Source organism: Micromonospora sp. NPDC047670 (assembly GCF_043204915.1).
In the GTDB taxonomy this organism is placed as follows: domain Bacteria; phylum Actinomycetota; class Actinomycetes; order Mycobacteriales; family Micromonosporaceae; genus Micromonospora.
Window position 1 is genome coordinate 1 of the sequence record NZ_JBIDDA010000006.1, and the last position, 15,777, is coordinate 15,777.

The following is a 15,777-nucleotide window of genomic DNA, read 5'->3' on the forward strand; positions in this document are numbered from 1 at the left end:
TCACTACGCGCAGTGGGAGCAGCAGGCCGCCGACCTCGTCGCCCAGCACTGGAACAACTGACGACACGTGTGCACAATCGCTGGCCGGCACCCCGCACGGGGTGCCGGCCAGCGGCGTGCGGGGGGTCGCTCCGGCGTACAGTCGGGCGGTGGAGCGCACCGAGAGAATGCCCGCGCAGACCCGGCCGCCTGGCGTGGCCACCGCCGACCCCGGCAGCGTCCTGCTGCCCGGCCACGACGTGCCGTTGGGTCGCTACACCACCGTGCGGCGGCTGTTGCCGCAGCGCCAGCGGCGGATGGTCGGCGCCTGGTGCTTCGTGGACCACTTCGGCCCGGACGACGTGGCCGACCGGCCCGGCATGGAGGTGCCGCCGCACCCGCACACCGGCCTGCAGACGGTCACCTGGCTGTTGGACGGGGAGATCCTGCACCGCGACAGCCTCGGCAACGTCCAGCCGATCCGCCCCGGCCAGCTCAACGTGATGACCTCCGGGCACGGCATCGCGCACTCCGAGCGGTCGCCCGAGCGGCATCCGCCGCTGATGCACGGCGTGCAGCTCTGGGTGGCGCTGCCGGACCCGGCCCGCGCCGGGGCGGCCGACTTCGCCCACCACGCCGACCTGCCCCGCTGGCGCGACGGCGAACTGGACGTCACCCTGTTGGTCGGCGAGCTGGCGGGCGAGCGGTCCCCGGCCGTGACGCACACCCCGCTGCTCGGCGCGCAGTTCGAGCTGCGTGGGGCCGCGCCGGCCACGCTGCCGCTGCGCCGCGACTTCGAGTACGGGCTGCTGGCCATGTCCGGCGCCGCCGAGGTCGACGGAGTGTCGGTCGCCCCCGGCGCGCTGCTCTACCTCGGCACCGGCCGGGACCGGCTCACCCTGGGCGGCGAGCCCGGCAGCCGGCTGCTGCTGCTCGGCGGGGCGCCCTTCGAGGAGCCGCTGGTGATGTGGTGGAACTTCGTCGGCCGCTCGCACGAGGAGGTCGCGGCCGCGCGGGAGGACTGGATGGCCGGGCGGCGCTTCGGCGTCGTCGCCGACGATCCGGCTCCGCCGCTGCCCGCCCCGGCGCTGCCCACCACCCGGCTCAAGGCGCGCGACCGCAGCGGCGGCGTCCTCGGCTGACGCCGGCAGGCGTGGCCGGGCGCGGCGTGGGTAGTCGCCGGCATGCCGACCAGTGCCGTCTCCACCATCGAGGACAAGAAGCGCCTGGTGCGCCGGCTCGCCGGCAGCGGGCGGGGCTTCGCGGAGCAGTACGGCTTCCGGGTCATCAACAACCCGTCGAGCCTGTTCCAGGTGCTCTGCCTCGCCGTGCTGCTGGCCCGCCGCGGTGACTTCCGGCGTGCAGTGGACAGCGCGCACGCCCTGCCCGCCGCGGGCTGGGACAGCGCCGCCCGGCTGGCCCGCTCGCTGCACGCCGACCGGGTGCGCGTGCTGCGCGACAGCGGCCAGCGCGGCGACGTCGACGCCCTCGCCGACACCCTGGGCGACCTGGCCCGCGCCGTCGTCGAGCGCTACCGGGGCGACCTGCGCCGGCTGCGCGCGGTGGCCCACCACGACCCGGCCCGGGAGCGGGAGCTGCTCACCGAGCTGCCCGGCGTGGACGCCACCGTGGTCGACCTGTTCCTGCGCGAGGCGCAGGCGCTGTGGCGGGAGGTGGCGCCGGTGGCCGACCGCCGCGCGCTGGTCGCGGCCCGCCGGCTGGGGCTGGGACGCTCCGCCGACGACCTCGCGGGGCTGGCCGGCAGCGGCGAGTCCGAGCGCCTCGCCTGGCTGGTCGGGGCGCTGGCCCGCGTCGACCTGGAGCGGCGGTACGCGGAGCTGACCGGCTGACGCGCGAGGTGCGCTGGCCCACAGTTCGCCGATAATCCCCCGAACGGGGGATGGCAGGTCGTATGCTGGTGCCGGCAGCGATGCCCGCCCGGTTCGGGCGTACATCAACCGCCTGGTGGTCGCGGCCTGGTTCGGGCCCGGCGACCGCCGGTCAGGTTCTGCGTGGCGCCCCGGTCGCGGTTCGCGACTGGGGCGCCCGCCTGTCCGGCCGCTTCCCCCTCACCGGGCCAGACCGGCCAGCAGGTTCACCGTCACGGCGATGATGAACGTCCCGAACAGGTACGACACCATCGAGTGCCGCAGCACCGTCCGGCGCATCTCGTTGCTGGTCAGCGTGGTGTCGGAGACCTGGAAGGTCGCCCCGACGGTGAACGCCAGGTAGGCGAAGTCGGAGTAGCGGGGCGGTTCCGGCTGGTTGAACTCCACCCCACCGTCCGGCCCGGTGTAGTAGATCCGCGCGTACCGGGCGGCGAACACGGTGTGCACCACCAACCAGGACAGCAGCACGCTGAGCACACCCAGCCCGCCGTAGACGTTCCGGCCGGCGGTGGCGGGCGCCCCGTGCGCGCGGGTGACCACGACGCCGACCGCGAGCAGGCTGGCCAGGCAGGCGACGAGGAGCAGCGCGTCCCGGGCCGCCCGGTTGGGGTCCTCGTGCACCGCCAGCCGGGCCGTCGAGCGCGCGTCCATCGGCCACAGCTTGTGCCACACCAGCACCAGCCAGCTCAACGCGGCGGCGTCCCAGCCGACCAGCGGCGCGAGCGCCGGCGTGGCCGCCAACGCGGTGAGCCCGCCGGCCAGCAGCCCGACCACGCCCATCACGGTGAGCTGGACCACGGCCGGTGGGTGCCCGTACGGCCGGCGCACCGTCAACCGTCACCGGGGCGGCCGCGCCGCGCGGGGCCGCCGCCGGTCAGCCGAGACGCGGGCAAGGCTCAGATGCCGCGCAGGTGCTGCGACACCCGCTGGTGCCGGTCCCGTGCCTGCGCCGCCCGCTGGGACGCGCCGATCTCGGGCGCGGCGTCGATGCCCGCGGAGCGGGCCACCTCGTTGCCGTTGGCGTAGTCGACCGGCGGCAGGGCCCGCAGGGCCCGCAGCACGTCCGGCGGGGCACCCTCGCGTTCGGCCTCGCGTACCACGTCGTCCTTCCCGGCCGGATAGTCCAGGCTCGACAGGTACTGCAGCACGTCGGCGTAACTCGCCATGGTGTCGGCTCCTCCGGGGCATCGATCCGGTCACGACCGGCGGCGGTTACCCGCCCGGCGGCCCGTCACGCGCGGCCCGGCGGGGAAATCCACCGCCGTTTCCCGGCCGGATCGACGGGTACGCGCAGGCCCGACGCACCCCGAAGGAGCCACGGATGAACTACGACACCTTCGTCGACCAGGTCGCCCAACGCACCCGCACCTCCTCGGAGCAGGCGGTGGGGCTGACCCGGGCGACGCTGGAGACCCTCGCCGAGCGGCTGACCGGCGGGGAGGTGCTGGACCTGGCGGCGCAGTTGCCCAAGCCGTTGCAGGTCGTGATGAAGCCGAGTCCGCGCACCGAGTCGGCGGAGCGCTTCGGGGCGGCCGAGTTCGTCGCGCGGATCGCCGTGCGGGCCGGTGTCGACGAGTCGGCGGCCAGGGACGCCGCGCGGGCGGTCTTCATCACGCTCCGCGAGGCGATCACCGGCGGCGAGTTCGACGACGTGGCCACCCAGTTGCCGCGCGACTACCGGAAGCTGGTGGAGCCGGCGATGGCTCCCGGCGCCACCCTGCGCCGCTCCTGACCGAGCCGCCCCCGCCACCCGCACCGACGGCCGGACCACGGGGGCGGCGGTCAGGCGACCGCGCGGGCGGCGCGCAGGTCGGCGACCCGGCCGGGGTCGAAGCCGGCCTCGGCCAGCAGCTCGTCGGTGTGCTCCCCGGGCTGCGGCGGCGGGCGGCGCAGCGCCGTCGGCGTGCCGGAGAAGCGGGGCGCCGGGGCCGGCTGGGTGACCCCGTCCCGCTCCACGAAGGTGCCCCGCGAGGCCAGGTGCGGATGCCCGGGCGCCTCCTGCCAGTCCAGCACCGGCGCCACGCAGGCGTCCGAGGAGCCCAGCAGCGCCGTCCACTCGTCCCGGCTGCGGGTGCGGAACAGTCGGGCCCACGCCCGGCGCAGCGCCGGCCAGTTCGCCGGGTCGGTGCGGTCCAACGCCTCGTCGGGGTGCAGCGGGAAGCCGCTGCGCCGCACCAGTTCGTCGTAGAACTGCGGCTCCAGCGCGCCGACGGCCAGGTACCGGCCGTCGGCGCACTCGTACGTGTCGTAGAACGGGGCGCCGCCGTCGAGCAGGTTCACCCCGCGCGGGTCCTGCCACATGCCCAGCCGGCGCAGCGCGTGGATCTGGGTGCTGAGCACCGCCACGCCGTCCACGACGGCCGCGTCGACCACCTGCCCGCGCGCGCCGCCGCGCACCGCGTACAGGGCGGAGACCAGGCCCAGGGCCAGCATCATCCCGCCGCCGCCGAAGTCGCCGAGCAGGTTCATCGGCGGCACCGGGCGCTCCCCGGCCCGCCCGATCCCGTGCAGCGCCCCGGTCAGCGCCACGTAGCCGATGTCGTGCCCGGCGTACGGGGCCGCCGGGCCGTCCTGCCCCCAGCCGGTCATCCGCCCGTAGACCAGCCGCGGGTTCACCGCCAGACACTCCGCCGGGCCGATGCCGAGCCGCTCGGTCACCCCCGGCCGGAAGCCCTCGATCAGCGCGTCGGCGCCGGCGGCCAGCGCCAGCACCACCTCCCGGCCGCCGGCGGACTTCAGGTCCACCCCGATCGAGCGGCGCCCCCGGTTGAGCAGGTCGGGGTGCGGGGTGCCGAACGCGTCCGGGTCCACGTCGGTGGCCCGGTCCACCCGGACCACGTCCGCGCCCAGGTCGGCCAGCATCATAGCGGCGAACGGGCCGGGTCCGATGCCGGCCAGCTCGACCACCCGTACGCCGGCCAGCGGGCCGGCCGGCACGTCCTCGGTCATCGGCCCACGATAGGCGCCGCGCGTTTGCGCCGTAAGGGGCCGGGAACCCGGCGGCCGAGACGCGGGGAGGTGGCGTGGTCGACGACCGGATCAGGGTGGCCATGCTGCACGGTCCCGGCCGGCCCGACGCCGACGGCGTCAGCGACTACGTGACGCACCTCGTCGAGGCGCTCGACGGGGTGGGCGTCGAGGTGACCCCGGTGCCGGTGCGCCCCGACGGGGACCGGGGCCGCTGGCGCGGCGCCGCCGTCCGGGCCGCGCGCCGGGTCCGCGAGCTGGCCCCGGACGTGGTGCACGTGCAGTTCGCGCCGTCGGCGTACCGCTTCTCCGGGCAGCCCGGCCTGCTGCCGTGGCGGCTGCCCCGGCGGGTGCCGCTGGTCACCACGCTGCACGAGTACGGCTGGTGGGCCTGCCCCGGCTGGCTGCCGGGGCGGCTCTGGTCGGCGGTGGAGCGGGCCCGCTGCTGGGACCGCGAGTCCGGCCGGCTGGTGCCGGCCAGCGCGGCGGTGATCGTCACGAATCCGGGCCACGGCGAGGTGCTCCGCGCGCGTACCGGCCGCGCCGCGACGCACATCCCGATCGCTCCGAACGTCGCCGACCACGTCGGCGCGGCCACCGCCGGGCAGCGGCTGCGGGCCGAACTGGGCCTGGCCGGGGGCGCCCCGCTGCTGGCCTTCTTCGGCTTCGTGCATCCGGTGAAGGGGCTGCGGTACCTGATCGAGGCGCTGCCCGAGCTGCGGCGTGCCCACCCGGACCTGCGGCTGCTGGTGGTCGGCGGGTTCACCTCACAGGCGCTGCCCGAGAACGAGGCGCGCGCGTTCCGCGCCGAGCTGACGGGGCTGGCCCGCCGGTGCGGGGTGGCCGACGCGGTCACCTTCACCGGGCACCTGCCCGCCGAGCGGGTCTCCGCCGCGCTGCACGCCGCCGACGTGGCGGTGCTGCCGTTCACCGCCGGGGTCGGCACGAAGAGCGGGGCCCTGCTCGCCGCGCTGGCGCACGGGGTGCCGACCGCGGTGACGGTGCCGGAGGCCGGCGACGACGAGCTGCGCCGCAGCGGGGCGGTGGCGGTGATCGGGGAGCGCCGGGACAGCGCCGCGATCGCGCGTACCGTCGGCAAGCTGCTCGCCGACCCGGTGCTGCGCCGCCGGCTCGCCGAGCGCGGGCGGGCCTTCGCCGCCGCGTACTCCTGGCCGAGGGTCGCCGCCGCGCACCGCGACCTCTACGCGCGGACGCTGGGGCGGGCGAGTGCCTGAGGTGTACGCGGACATCCTGGTGGTGGACCTGCTCGGCGGGATCGGCGACCTGCTGATGCTGCTGCCGGCGGTGCACGGCCTGGCCCGCCGCAACCCGGGCGCGCGGCTGCGGATGATCACCCACGACCCGGGGGCGGAGCTGGTGCGCGCCGACCCGGCGGTGGCCGAGGTCGCCACGCCCCGGCACGGCCGTCCCGGCGCCGAGCGGGAGGCGGTGGCGGCGGCGCTGGCGGCGGGCCGCCCCGACCTGGCCGTCAGCACCACCCGGTACGACGGGATCCCGGAGCTGTTGGCCGCCGGCGCCGGGCGGGCGGTGACGAACCTGTGGCGCGACCCGCCGCCGCACCAGCCGGTGGGCGCCCGATACCTGGAGATCCTGCACGCCGAGGGGCTGCTGGCCGCCGCCGACCGGTCGGCCCGCCCCCGGGTGCACCTGCCCGAGGAGGCGCGGCGGGCGGGGGAGCGGGCGGTGGCCCGCCTCGTCGGGGAGCCGCTCGCGCCGCCGGTGGTGCTGGTGACCGATGCCGGGATGGCGGTGAAGCGCTGGCCCGGGCGGCACTGGCGGGCCCTGGCCGGGGAGCTGGCCCGGCGCGGCCACCCGCTGCTCACCGTCGGCCCGGTCGACCCCGCGGGGCCGCTCGGGGTGCCGCTGCCCCGCTCCGACCTGCCCACCCTCGCCGGGCAGTTCGCGGCGGTGGGCCGGCGGGGCGGGGTGGTGGTCGGGCCGGACACCGGGCCGGTGCGGCTCGCCGCCGCGGCCGGCGCCGCGACGGTCGCGCTGTTCGGCCCCACCGACGCCCGGCGGTACGGGATGGGCGGCGCCGACCTTCAGGGGCTGCCCGGCTGCCCGCACCGGCGCCCCACCGCCATCACCGAGCAGCCCTGCTGGTGGGAGGCGCGCTGCCCGCTCGACGCGGCCGAGCCGGCGTGCATGGCCGCCCTCGACGTGGACGCCGTCCTCGCCGCCGTCACCGCCCGCTGAGCGCGCCCGGCCGGCACGGTGGCCGTCGGCGCGGGCGCAGCGCGTGAGCCCGCGCGCCCGTTTGCTCCGCCCGCTGAGCCTGACCTAACCTTGTCGCCACGAGGGGAGTACTTCCCACGAGCCATCCCGGTCAGTACGGCGAGCCCCGGAGCCCGCCTCGGGTGGTTGCCCACGAAAGGTGGGTGAAGGAGACCTCGAACATGACACGGTGTTCGAGGAGGCTCCATGTCCGATTTGCCGTACCTTGCCGCCACCGAGATCCAGTCGGTCGGCACCCCCACGCTGTGGGGGGTCACCATCGCCGCCGTGCTCGCCCTGCTGGTGCTGGACTTCCTGGTCACCCGCCGGCCGCACGAGGTGTCGATGCGGGAGGCCCTGGGCTGGTCCGTCTTCTACATCGCCCTGCCGCTGGCCTTCGGCGGCTGGGTCTGGTCCCGCTACGGCTCCCAGCAGGGCGTGGAGTACCTCACCGGTTACCTGGTGGAGAAGTCCCTCTCGGTCGACAACCTGTTCGTCTTCATGCTGCTGCTCGCCGCGTTCGCCGTGCCGGCGGTGCTCGCCCAGCGGGTCCTGCTCTACGGCATCGTCGGGGCGCTGGTGCTGCGGGCGGTCTTCATCGCCCTCGGCGCGGCGGCCCTGCAGACGCTGGACTTCGCCTTCCTGCTCTTCGCGATCATCCTGGTCCTGACCGCGGTGAAGCTGCTGCGCGACGCCCTCTCCGGGCACGAGCAGGAAGTCGACATCAACAAGATGCGCTCGGTGAAGCTGCTGCGCAGGTTCATGCCGGTCACCGACGACTACCACGGCACGCGGATGACCGTGCGCATCGCCGGCCGGCGGACGCTCACCCCGTTCGCCCTCGTGGTGGTCGCCCTGCTCGCCACCGACATCGTCTTCGCCGTCGACTCGGTGCCCGCCGTCTACGGCATCACCGAGGACCCGTACCTGGTCTTCGCCACCAACGCGTTCGCCCTGCTGGGGCTGCGCGCGCTCTACTTCGTGCTGCACGCCGCGCTCAGCCGGTTGGTCCACCTCAGCTACGGCCTCGCGATCATCCTCGCGTTCATCGGTGTCAAGCTCGGCCTGCACTGGGCGCACGGCATCTGGTCGGGCGTGCCGGAGATCCCCACCCTGGCCTCGCTGGGCGTCATCATCGGCGTCCTGCTGGTCGTCACGCTCACCAGCCTGCGGGCCACCCGCGGGTCCCGGTCGGGCGAGAAGGAGGTCGTGGTCGAGCGGGGCTGAGGCGTCACCCGCCGCGGTGCGGTTCCGGCCGACCGCGCCTGCGCGCCCCACCCCGGGTGGTACGACTGACGGATGGGAATCGTGTCACCGGGCTTCCAGGGCCGGCCCCGCTCGGCGGAGCCGGCCCTGCCGCCGGGGCAGTACCTGACGGAGGACTTCCCGGTGCTCTCCGCCGGCCCGACGCCGAAGGTGCCGTTGGAGACGTGGGAGTTCGTCATCTCCACCGAGTCCGGCGCGGAGTTCCGCTGGAGCTGGGACGAGCTGATGGCGCTGCCCCAGGAGACCCCCACGGTGGAGATCCACTGCGTCACCCGCTGGTCGAAGCGCGACACCGACTGGCAGGGCGTCTCCCTCGACACGCTCCTGGCGGGGATCGACACCGCCGCGCACTACGCGCAGGCCCACTCGTACGGCGGCTACACCACCAACCTGCCGCTGGCCGACCTGCGTGGCGGGCGGGCCTGGGTGGCGCACCGTTACGCGGGCGGCCCGCTGCCCGCCGAGCACGGCGGCCCCGCCCGGCTGCTCGTGCCGCACCTGTACTTCTGGAAGTCCGCCAAGTGGGTGCGCGGCATCCGGCTCACCACGGAGGACCAGCCCGGATTCTGGGAGACCGCCGGCTACCACGACTACGGTGACCCGTGGCGTGAGCAGCGGTACCAGGGCGATTGACCGGGCCGCTGCGGTGGCGGGTGGCCCGGCTCGTCGAGCGCCGGGTGGAGACGCCGACCGCGCAGACCCTGGTGCTGGAGGTGCCCGGCTGGCCGGGGCACCTGCCCGGGCAGCACGTCGACGTGCGGCTGACCGCGCCCGACGGGTACCAGGCGGCGCGGTCGTACTCGCTTGCCGGGCCCGCCGAGGGCGACCGCATCGCGCTGACCGTGCAGCGGGTGTCCGACGGCGAGGTGTCGCCCTACCTGACCGGGGTCTACGCCGAGGGCGACCCGGTGGAGGTGCGCGGCCCGGTCGGCGGCTGGTTCGTCTGGCGGCCGGAGGAGACCGCCCCGGTGCTCCTGGTGGGGGGCGGCTCGGGCGTCGTGCCGCTGATGGCGATGGTCCGGGCGCGCCGCGCCGCCGGCAGTCGCGTGCCGTTCCGGCTGCTCTACTCGGTGCGCACCCCCGACGACGTGTTCTACGCCGACGAGCTGCGCGTCCGCGTCCGCGACGACCACGGCCTGGACGTGGCGTACGTGTACACCCGCCAGGCGCCGGAGGGCTGGCGGGGTGAGCCGCACCGGATCGGCCTGGCCGACGTGAACACCCACGGCTGGCCGCCCGAGCTGGAGCCGCTCTGCTACGTCTGCGGGCCCACCGGCTTCGTGGAGACCGTGGCGGACCTGCTCGTCGGGCTCGGCCACCAGAGCCGGCGGGTGAAGACCGAACGGTTCGGCCCGACGGGCTGAGCGTCGAGGAGGAGTGCCCGATGACCGAGCTGTCGTACCTGGACGGCAACATGCTCGACGGCCCGCTGCGGGAGCTGTTCGCCGTCGACCTGAGCGCCGCCACCGGGCGGTGCGCGCACTGCGGCGCGCTCGGCCCGCTGGCCGGCCTGCGGGTCTACCCGCACGCGCCCGGCCTGGTCGCCCGCTGCCCGAACTGCGCCGAGGTGATGCTGCGGCTGGTCCGTTCGCCCGACCGGGCCTGGCTGGACCTGCGCGGGGCCACCTTCCTGGCGGTGCCGATGCCGCTGGACCAGCCGCATCCGGGCCCGCTGTGACGGCGGACCCGGACGGGGGCCGGGCGGCACCGGCAGCCGCGGCGGGCGAAGGTGGGGCCGTGGAGAAGGACCTGCGGGCGCGGTCGGCGCGGGAGGTGTTCGAGGACCACCTGCGGCTGGCCGCCGAGCACCGGTTCGCCGAGGACCTGGCGCGCAACGTGTCGCCGGCCTGTGTGGTGCTGGAACGCCGGGGCGTGTTCCGGGGGCACGCCGGGGTCCGGGAGCTGGCGCGGCTGCTGGAGGAGGAGCTGCCCGGCGGTGGCTACACATACACCAACAAGCTGGTCGAGGGCCGGGTGGCGTTCCTGGAGTGGACGGCGGAGATCGCGGGCGCGCGGGTCCGCGACGGGGCGGACTCGTTCCTGATCGAGCAGGGCTGGATCGTCGCCCAGACCATCCACTACACCGTCGAGCGCACCGGCGGCGGGTGACGGCCGGGTGGCGGCCGGAACCGGCCGCCACCCGGCCGTCGGGTCAGCGCCCGGGTCGCCGCGCCTCGGGGCGCTGGCCGCCGAGGCGTTCGATCCGCCCCTGCTTGTGCTCGACGCGCCGCCGCTGCCGGGGCGTGAGGTGTTTCCGGCCGCTCTGCCGCAGGTAGATCGGCTGTCGCTGGTCGTTGGACATCGGCATGCTCATGACGCGGTCCTCCCTTCGCCGGGATGGCGGTGGAGCACCAGCCTGCACCCGGGCCGGGTGAGACCCAACCACCCGCCGCGGGTGACCGGCCCCCGCCCGGCCCGCCACCGCGGCGGCGGGACCGGACAGGGCCGGACGGACCGGGCGGTGCCGGTGGTGCCGACGGTTTCGGCGTGCCGGCGGCCGCGTCAGGTGCGGGAGGTGAAGGTGGCCAGGAACCGGTGCGGGGTGATCACCCCGGCGTTGTCGAAGCAGACCACGTCCACCCCGGCGTCGAGCGCCGTCGACCAGGGCTGGGTCAGGTGGCAGTAGTTGGCGCCGGCCCCCTGCGCCACCACCTGGGCGTGCGTCTCCCTGACCCCGAGCTGCGGGAACGTCGCCAGGTAGCGACCGGCCGGGGCCAGCGCGGCGACGGTGTTGGCGCCGACGCCGAGCACCGAGTTGTCGTTGGTCGGCCCGCCGACGGCGGTGCCGAGGTAGCCGAAGCGCGACGGCGGGGCGAGCGAGCCGATCACCGCCCGCCGGCGGTGGTAGGACAGGGCGAAGTCGGTGGTCGCCGGTGCCCCGGCCTGGTCGAAGCAGGAGACGTGCGCGACCACGTCGGTTCCGGCGGCGGACCAGCTGCTGATCTTGCAGCGGCGCGCCGCCGCGTTCGGCTGCACCGCGGTGACCTGCACGTCGCCGGCCAGCACGCCGGCGAGCCCGACGCCCGGCAGCTTCACCGACCACTGCCCGACCCCGCCCGGGGCGATGCCGTTCGCCGCCCCGGTCGAGTTGTACGACTGGACGAGGGCGCCACCGGCCTGCTGGACGTACGCGTGGGCGGTGCCCGCCGGCAGCACGCCGCTGCTGGTGGTCCACAGGACGGTGAACGGGGTGTCCTCGCGGTTGCCGCCCGGCGCGTGGCACTGCACGTCGACGATCTGGTCGACGCCGGAGGAGTACCAGCGGACGACCTCGCAGTAGTGGCCGGTGCGGTTGACCGGGGTCACGTGCGGCACGCCCCGGGCACCGGCGGCGACCTGCGGGAAGCGCACCAGGAACCGGCCCGGGGCGAGCTTGGCGCCCTGGGCCCAGGCGGCGGGGAAGGCGGTCTTCCAACTGCCCCACTGCCGGGTGGTGTCGAGCACCGTCCACGCCGGGACGGTCGGATCGTTGACGTACGCGAAGCCCCACTGGTCGGCGGTGGCCGCCGTGGCCGGAGCGGCCGGCGCGAGCGCGCCGGCCGCCAGGGCGGCGGCCAGCGCGGCGGTGGCGAGCGAACGGAGTCGCATCTGTCCTCCTGGAGACGAGGGTCGTGTCGGCATGGAGCGTGCGCCCGCGCCACCGTCGTCACAGTCGGCAACCACACAGTCGCGTGTCGGGAGTCCGCCGCTGTCAGCTCCCCGGCTTCGGGAAGGCGACGGGGGAGCGGAGCCCGTCACGGCCGACCGCCCGCACACCGAAGAAGACGTTGTCCTTCGACAGGTCGACGGTCGCCTCCGTGACGTCGCCCACGTCGATCACGCGCTGCCAGTCGGCCGCCGTGGTCTCCCGCCACACCACCTCGTAGCCGGCCAGGTCCGGCTCGTCGCCCCGCTGCCAGCGCAGCGTGGTGTCGTTGGTGAGGTTCGTCGTGACGACCACCGCCCCCCTGGGCGTGCCGGGGGCGCGGGCCAGGGACCACAGCGCGGCGCCGTTGACCCGGGCCACCCGGGCGATGTACGCGAAGTCGCAGAACTCCGGCAGGTCGCCGTACTGCCTGCCGTCGACGACCCGGACGTCCTGGTGCTGGTGGGCGAAGTCCTCGTGGGGCTCGGTGAACCGACCGGCCGGCCATCCCTCGCGCAGGAACGGGATGTGGTCGCTGCCGCGCAGGTACCGGTCGCGGCGGTAGATCACCCGCACCCGCATCCCGGTGGCGTCGTTGTCGGCCACGTCCGTGACGAACCGGGCGAGCTGCCGGGAGGGGGAGTCGTTCTCGCCGCCGACCGACTGCCGGACGGTCGCCTCGGCCGGGGTCTCCGCCGTCGGCACCCCCTCGGCGAAGAGCCGCAGGGTGCGCGGGTCGCGGGTGCCGTCGTCGGCGGTGCTGCTGCCGACGATGTCGTTGCTGAACATGCCCTGTATGTCGGCCCCGGCCGCCTTGAGTTGCCGGGCGAGGTGGGTGGAGCCGTACAGGCCCTGCTCCTCGCCGGCCACTGCGGCGAAGACGACGGTGGCCGCCGTCCGGCGGGTGGCCATCAACCGGGCCAGCTCCAGCACCACGGCCACGCCGGAGGCGTCGTCGTCCGCGCCGGGGGCGTCGCCGACCGCGTCCGTCACGTCGGAGGCGCGCGAGTCGTAGTGGCCGGTGACCACGTACGTCCGGTTCGGCGCGGTGTCCCCGCGCAGGGTGGCCACCACGTTGGTGATCCGGGTGGCGGTGGGGATGCGTGGCGCGGGCTCCTGCACGTAGGACTGGAGTTCGACGGTCATCCGGCCACCGGAGGCGGCGGCGTACGCGGTCATCCGCCCGTGGATCCAGTCGCGGGCCGCGCCGATGCCGCGCACCGGGTCGTCCTGGCTGGAGAGGGTGTGCCGGGTGCCGAACGCGGCGAGCCGGCGCACGGTGGCCTCGATCCGCGCCTGGTCGACCTGCCGCAGCAGCTCGCGCAGCTCACGGTCCGGCGTCTGCGGGCGGATCCGGTGTCCGGGCCCGGCCGGCGGCGCGGCGTCGCCCGCGGCGGCGGGCCCGGCGAGCAGGGGTACGGCGACGGTGGCCGCGGTGGCGGCGGCGGAGGCGGACAGGAACGTGCGCCGGGTCGACCTCGCGGATCGGTCGCCGGCGGTGTCGTGGGATCCCATCCCCGCATCCTCGCCATAGACGATGGTCATTGTCTATCCGGCCGGTCATGGTCATGTCGGGTCGGCGTCACCCGGAGCGGGTGATGTCGGAGCGCGCCGGTCCTCCTACCGTGGCGGTATGGCTGCCGTGCGTCCGACACCTGCCGATCCCACGCCGGGCCTGCTCGCCGCGCGGGAGAGCGGCGACCAGCGCGCCATGCCGCCCGAGCTGGGCACGAACTCCATGGCCGTGCTCAGCGGCCCGACCTTCATGTACTCGGACTCCACCGGGGACGTGCCGCCGGGCAGCATCGGCGGCCTCGTGCACCTGGACACCCGGCTGGTCAGCGGTTGGATGCTCTCGGTCAACGGCACCCGGCCGCTGCTGGTGCTGCGCTCCGAGACCATCGACCACTACTCGGCCCAGTACGTGCTGACCAACCCGGACGTGCCCGGTCTGCCGCCGGACAGTCTCGGGATCCGGCGGCTGCGGTACGTCGGGGACGGCTTCCACGAGCGCGTGGGGTTGGTGTCGTTCCGGACCGAGCCGGTCCGGGTCGAGCTGCGGCTGGCGGTCGGCGTCGACTTCGCCGACCTGTTCGAGGTCAAGTCCGGCGTCCGGGACCGCTCCTCGGAGATCATCCGCAGCCACGCGCCCGACGGCTCGGAGCTCTGCTTCCGCTACGCGCGGAACGGCTTCTCCGCGGAGACGCGGGTCTGCTGCTCGCAACCGGCCAGCCGCGTCGAGGGCGACGACCTGGTGTGGGAGCTCACCCTCACTCCCCGGGAGGAGTGGCAGGTCGACCTGCACGTGCCGCTGCCGCCGGGGATGGGGGTGGTGGAGCCGGTCCGAGGTGACATCTCCGACGTGATCCACCGGCGCGCCGACGCCCCGGTGCGCCGCTGGTCCGTCGCCCGGGCGGTGCTGCGCAGCGACAACCGGGCGCTGCAGGAGGCGGTGCGGCAGTCCCGGGACGACCTCGCGGCGCTGCGGCTCGACCTGGAGGTCAAGGGGGAGCGGATCATGCTGCCGGGCGCCGGCCTGCCCTGGTTCCTGTCGGTCTTCGGCCGCGACACCCTGATCGCCGCGTACCAGACGCTGGTCGCCGGGCCGGCGCTGGCCAAGGGCGCGCTGCTCGGGCTGGCCCGGTTGCAGGGCAACGAGTGTGACGACTTCACCGACGAGGAGCCCGGCAAGATCCTGCACGAGGTCCGCAGCGGCGAACTCACCCGCACCGGCGTCAAGCCGTACGGGCCGTACTACGGCAGCGCGGACGCCACCCAGCTCTGGCTGATCCTGCTGTCCGAGTACTGGCGGTGGACCCGCGACGACCAGACCGTCCGGTTCCTGCGCGACAACGCGCTCGCCGCGCTGAACTGGATCGACCGGTACGGCGACCGGGACGGCGACGGCTACGTCGAGTACGCGACCCGCTCCCCGGAGGGCCTGGGCAACCAGTGCTGGCGGGACTCGCCGGACGGGGTCTCCTTCGCCGACGGCCGGATCCCGGTGCTGCCGATCGCCAGCTGCGACCTGCAGGGCTACGTCTACGACGCGAAGCTGCGCCTGGCCGAGCTGGCGGACGGGCCGCTGGCCGACCCCGAGCTGGCCCGGCGGCTGCGCGCCGAGGCCGCCGACCTGTACGACCGGTTCAACCGCGACTTCTGGATCGAGGGGCGGGGTGGCTTCTACGCCGTCGGGCTCGACGGCGACAAGAACCCGATCGACTCGAAGACCTCCAACATGGGGCACCTGCTGTGGAGCGGGATCGTGCCGCCGGAGCGGGCGGAGGCGGTGGTGCGGCAGCTGATGAGCGAGGACATGTTCTCCGGCTGGGGGATCCGCACCCTCTCCCGCGAGGAGCGGCTCTACAACGCGCTCGGCTACCACCGCGGCACGGTCTGGCCGCACGACAACTCCCTGGCGGTGCTCGGGCTGGTCCGGTACGGCTACCGGGCCGAGGCGAACCGGATCAGCCTGGCCCTGCTGGAGGCCGCCGAGCAGTTCGGCCACCGCCTGCCGGAGGCGATGAGCGGTTTCCCCCGGGAGCGGCTGCTCTTCGCGGTGCCGTACCCGACCGCGTGCAGCCCTCAGGCGTGGGCGGCCGGCACCCCGCTGGCGCTGGTCCGGGCCATGCTCGACGTCAACCCGGTGGACGGCCGGCTGGTGCTCGACCCCGACATCCCGCCCGAGATCGGGCGGATCGTCGCCGAGCGGGTGCGGGCCTTCGGGCGCTGCTGGGCGGTGGAGGCGGTCGGTCGGACCGGGTACGCCCGGCTGGCCGAGTGCTGAACTGACCGACCTGCCACGTTTGTCGGGGC

Annotated in this window: 17 protein-coding genes; 11 read left to right on the forward strand and 6 right to left on the reverse strand. The window is 75.3% G+C overall.

Features of this window, described 5'->3' with window-relative positions; genetic code table 11:
* The first annotated feature begins 149 nt into the window (after positions 1 to 149).
* Positions 150 to 1,121: a pirin family protein gene (locus ACGF7U_RS16120; protein ID WP_393107184.1), complete on the forward strand. Its 972-nt coding sequence runs from the start codon at positions 150 to 152 to the stop codon at positions 1,119 to 1,121.
* A 42-nt stretch (positions 1,122 to 1,163) separates the two neighbouring features.
* Complete coding sequence (locus tag ACGF7U_RS16125; protein ID WP_393107186.1) at positions 1,164 to 1,829, forward strand: hypothetical protein; 666 nt, start codon at positions 1,164 to 1,166, stop codon at positions 1,827 to 1,829.
* A 219-nt stretch (positions 1,830 to 2,048) separates the two neighbouring features.
* Here ACGF7U_RS16125 and ACGF7U_RS16130 read toward each other — a convergent pair whose 3' ends face one another.
* Complete coding sequence (locus ACGF7U_RS16130; protein WP_393107188.1) at positions 2,049 to 2,666, reverse strand: DUF1345 domain-containing protein; 618 nt, start codon at positions 2,664 to 2,666, stop codon at positions 2,049 to 2,051.
* Between the two features lie 98 nt (positions 2,667 to 2,764).
* A complete protein-coding gene (locus ACGF7U_RS16135; RefSeq protein ID WP_393107190.1) occupies positions 2,765 to 3,034 on the reverse strand; it encodes a DUF2795 domain-containing protein in 270 nt (89 codons plus the stop codon).
* 155 nt (positions 3,035 to 3,189) lie between these two features.
* Here ACGF7U_RS16135 and ACGF7U_RS16140 point away from each other — a divergent pair, with 155 nt between their 5' ends.
* Positions 3,190 to 3,600: a DUF2267 domain-containing protein gene (locus ACGF7U_RS16140; RefSeq protein WP_393107192.1), complete on the forward strand. Its 411-nt coding sequence runs from the start codon at positions 3,190 to 3,192 to the stop codon at positions 3,598 to 3,600.
* Between the two features lie 50 nt (positions 3,601 to 3,650).
* On the opposite strand, the gene ACGF7U_RS16145 is transcribed toward ACGF7U_RS16140, so the two are convergent.
* A complete protein-coding gene (locus ACGF7U_RS16145; RefSeq protein WP_393107194.1) occupies positions 3,651 to 4,817 on the reverse strand; it encodes a CaiB/BaiF CoA transferase family protein in 1,167 nt (388 codons plus the stop codon).
* Positions 4,818 to 4,891: 74 nt separating this feature from the next.
* Here ACGF7U_RS16145 and ACGF7U_RS16150 point away from each other — a divergent pair, with 74 nt between their 5' ends.
* The 7 genes from ACGF7U_RS16150 to ACGF7U_RS16180 all read left to right on the forward strand — a co-directional run bounded on the left by ACGF7U_RS16150 (position 4,892) and on the right by ACGF7U_RS16180 (position 10,445).
* On the forward strand, positions 4,892 to 6,070 hold the full coding sequence (locus ACGF7U_RS16150; RefSeq protein ID WP_393107196.1) for a glycosyltransferase family 4 protein: 1,179 nt from the start codon (positions 4,892 to 4,894) through the stop codon (positions 6,068 to 6,070).
* Complete coding sequence (locus ACGF7U_RS16155; protein WP_393107198.1) at positions 6,063 to 7,052, forward strand: glycosyltransferase family 9 protein; 990 nt, start codon at positions 6,063 to 6,065, stop codon at positions 7,050 to 7,052. Before ACGF7U_RS16150 ends, ACGF7U_RS16155 begins: the two co-directional genes overlap by 8 nt.
* A gap of 225 nt (positions 7,053 to 7,277) precedes the next feature.
* A complete protein-coding gene (locus ACGF7U_RS16160; protein ID WP_393107200.1) occupies positions 7,278 to 8,297 on the forward strand; it encodes a TerC family protein in 1,020 nt (339 codons plus the stop codon).
* A gap of 72 nt (positions 8,298 to 8,369) precedes the next feature.
* Positions 8,370 to 8,969 carry a sulfite oxidase-like oxidoreductase gene (locus ACGF7U_RS16165; protein ID WP_393107202.1) on the forward strand — a complete coding sequence of 200 codons (600 nt, stop codon included), beginning with the start codon at positions 8,370 to 8,372 and terminating at the stop codon, positions 8,967 to 8,969.
* Entirely contained in the window at positions 8,966 to 9,700 is a 735-nt protein-coding gene (locus ACGF7U_RS16170; RefSeq protein WP_393107204.1) for a ferredoxin reductase, read from the forward strand. The genes ACGF7U_RS16165 and ACGF7U_RS16170 overlap by 4 nt, the downstream gene beginning before the upstream one ends.
* 20 nt (positions 9,701 to 9,720) lie before the next feature.
* On the forward strand, positions 9,721 to 10,014 hold the full coding sequence (locus ACGF7U_RS16175) for a DUF6510 family protein (protein ID WP_393107206.1): 294 nt from the start codon (positions 9,721 to 9,723) through the stop codon (positions 10,012 to 10,014).
* Positions 10,015 to 10,073: 59 nt separating this feature from the next.
* Positions 10,074 to 10,445 (forward strand): hypothetical protein, encoded by a 372-nt coding sequence (locus tag ACGF7U_RS16180; protein WP_393107208.1) that lies wholly within the window; start codon positions 10,074 to 10,076, stop codon positions 10,443 to 10,445.
* A 43-nt stretch (positions 10,446 to 10,488) separates the two neighbouring features.
* Here the strand turns inward: ACGF7U_RS16180 and ACGF7U_RS16185 are convergent, their stop codons facing one another.
* The 3 genes from ACGF7U_RS16185 to ACGF7U_RS16195 form a co-directional block, all read right to left on the reverse strand.
* Positions 10,489 to 10,650, reverse strand: a complete 162-nt coding sequence (locus ACGF7U_RS16185; RefSeq protein WP_350712201.1) for a hypothetical protein — start codon at positions 10,648 to 10,650, stop codon at positions 10,489 to 10,491.
* 188 nt (positions 10,651 to 10,838) lie between these two features.
* Positions 10,839 to 11,924: a hypothetical protein gene (locus ACGF7U_RS16190; protein ID WP_393107210.1), complete on the reverse strand. Its 1,086-nt coding sequence runs from the start codon at positions 11,922 to 11,924 to the stop codon at positions 10,839 to 10,841.
* Between the two features lie 103 nt (positions 11,925 to 12,027).
* Positions 12,028 to 13,476, reverse strand: a complete 1,449-nt coding sequence (locus ACGF7U_RS16195) for a M20/M25/M40 family metallo-hydrolase (RefSeq protein WP_393107212.1) — start codon at positions 13,474 to 13,476, stop codon at positions 12,028 to 12,030.
* A gap of 118 nt (positions 13,477 to 13,594) precedes the next feature.
* Here ACGF7U_RS16195 and ACGF7U_RS16200 point away from each other — a divergent pair, with 118 nt between their 5' ends.
* The gene (locus tag ACGF7U_RS16200; protein WP_393107214.1) at positions 13,595 to 15,748 is read left to right on the forward strand and encodes a glycogen debranching N-terminal domain-containing protein; all 2,154 of its coding nucleotides are present in this window, start codon (positions 13,595 to 13,597) and stop codon (positions 15,746 to 15,748) included.
* Positions 15,749 to 15,777 lie beyond the last annotated feature (29 nt).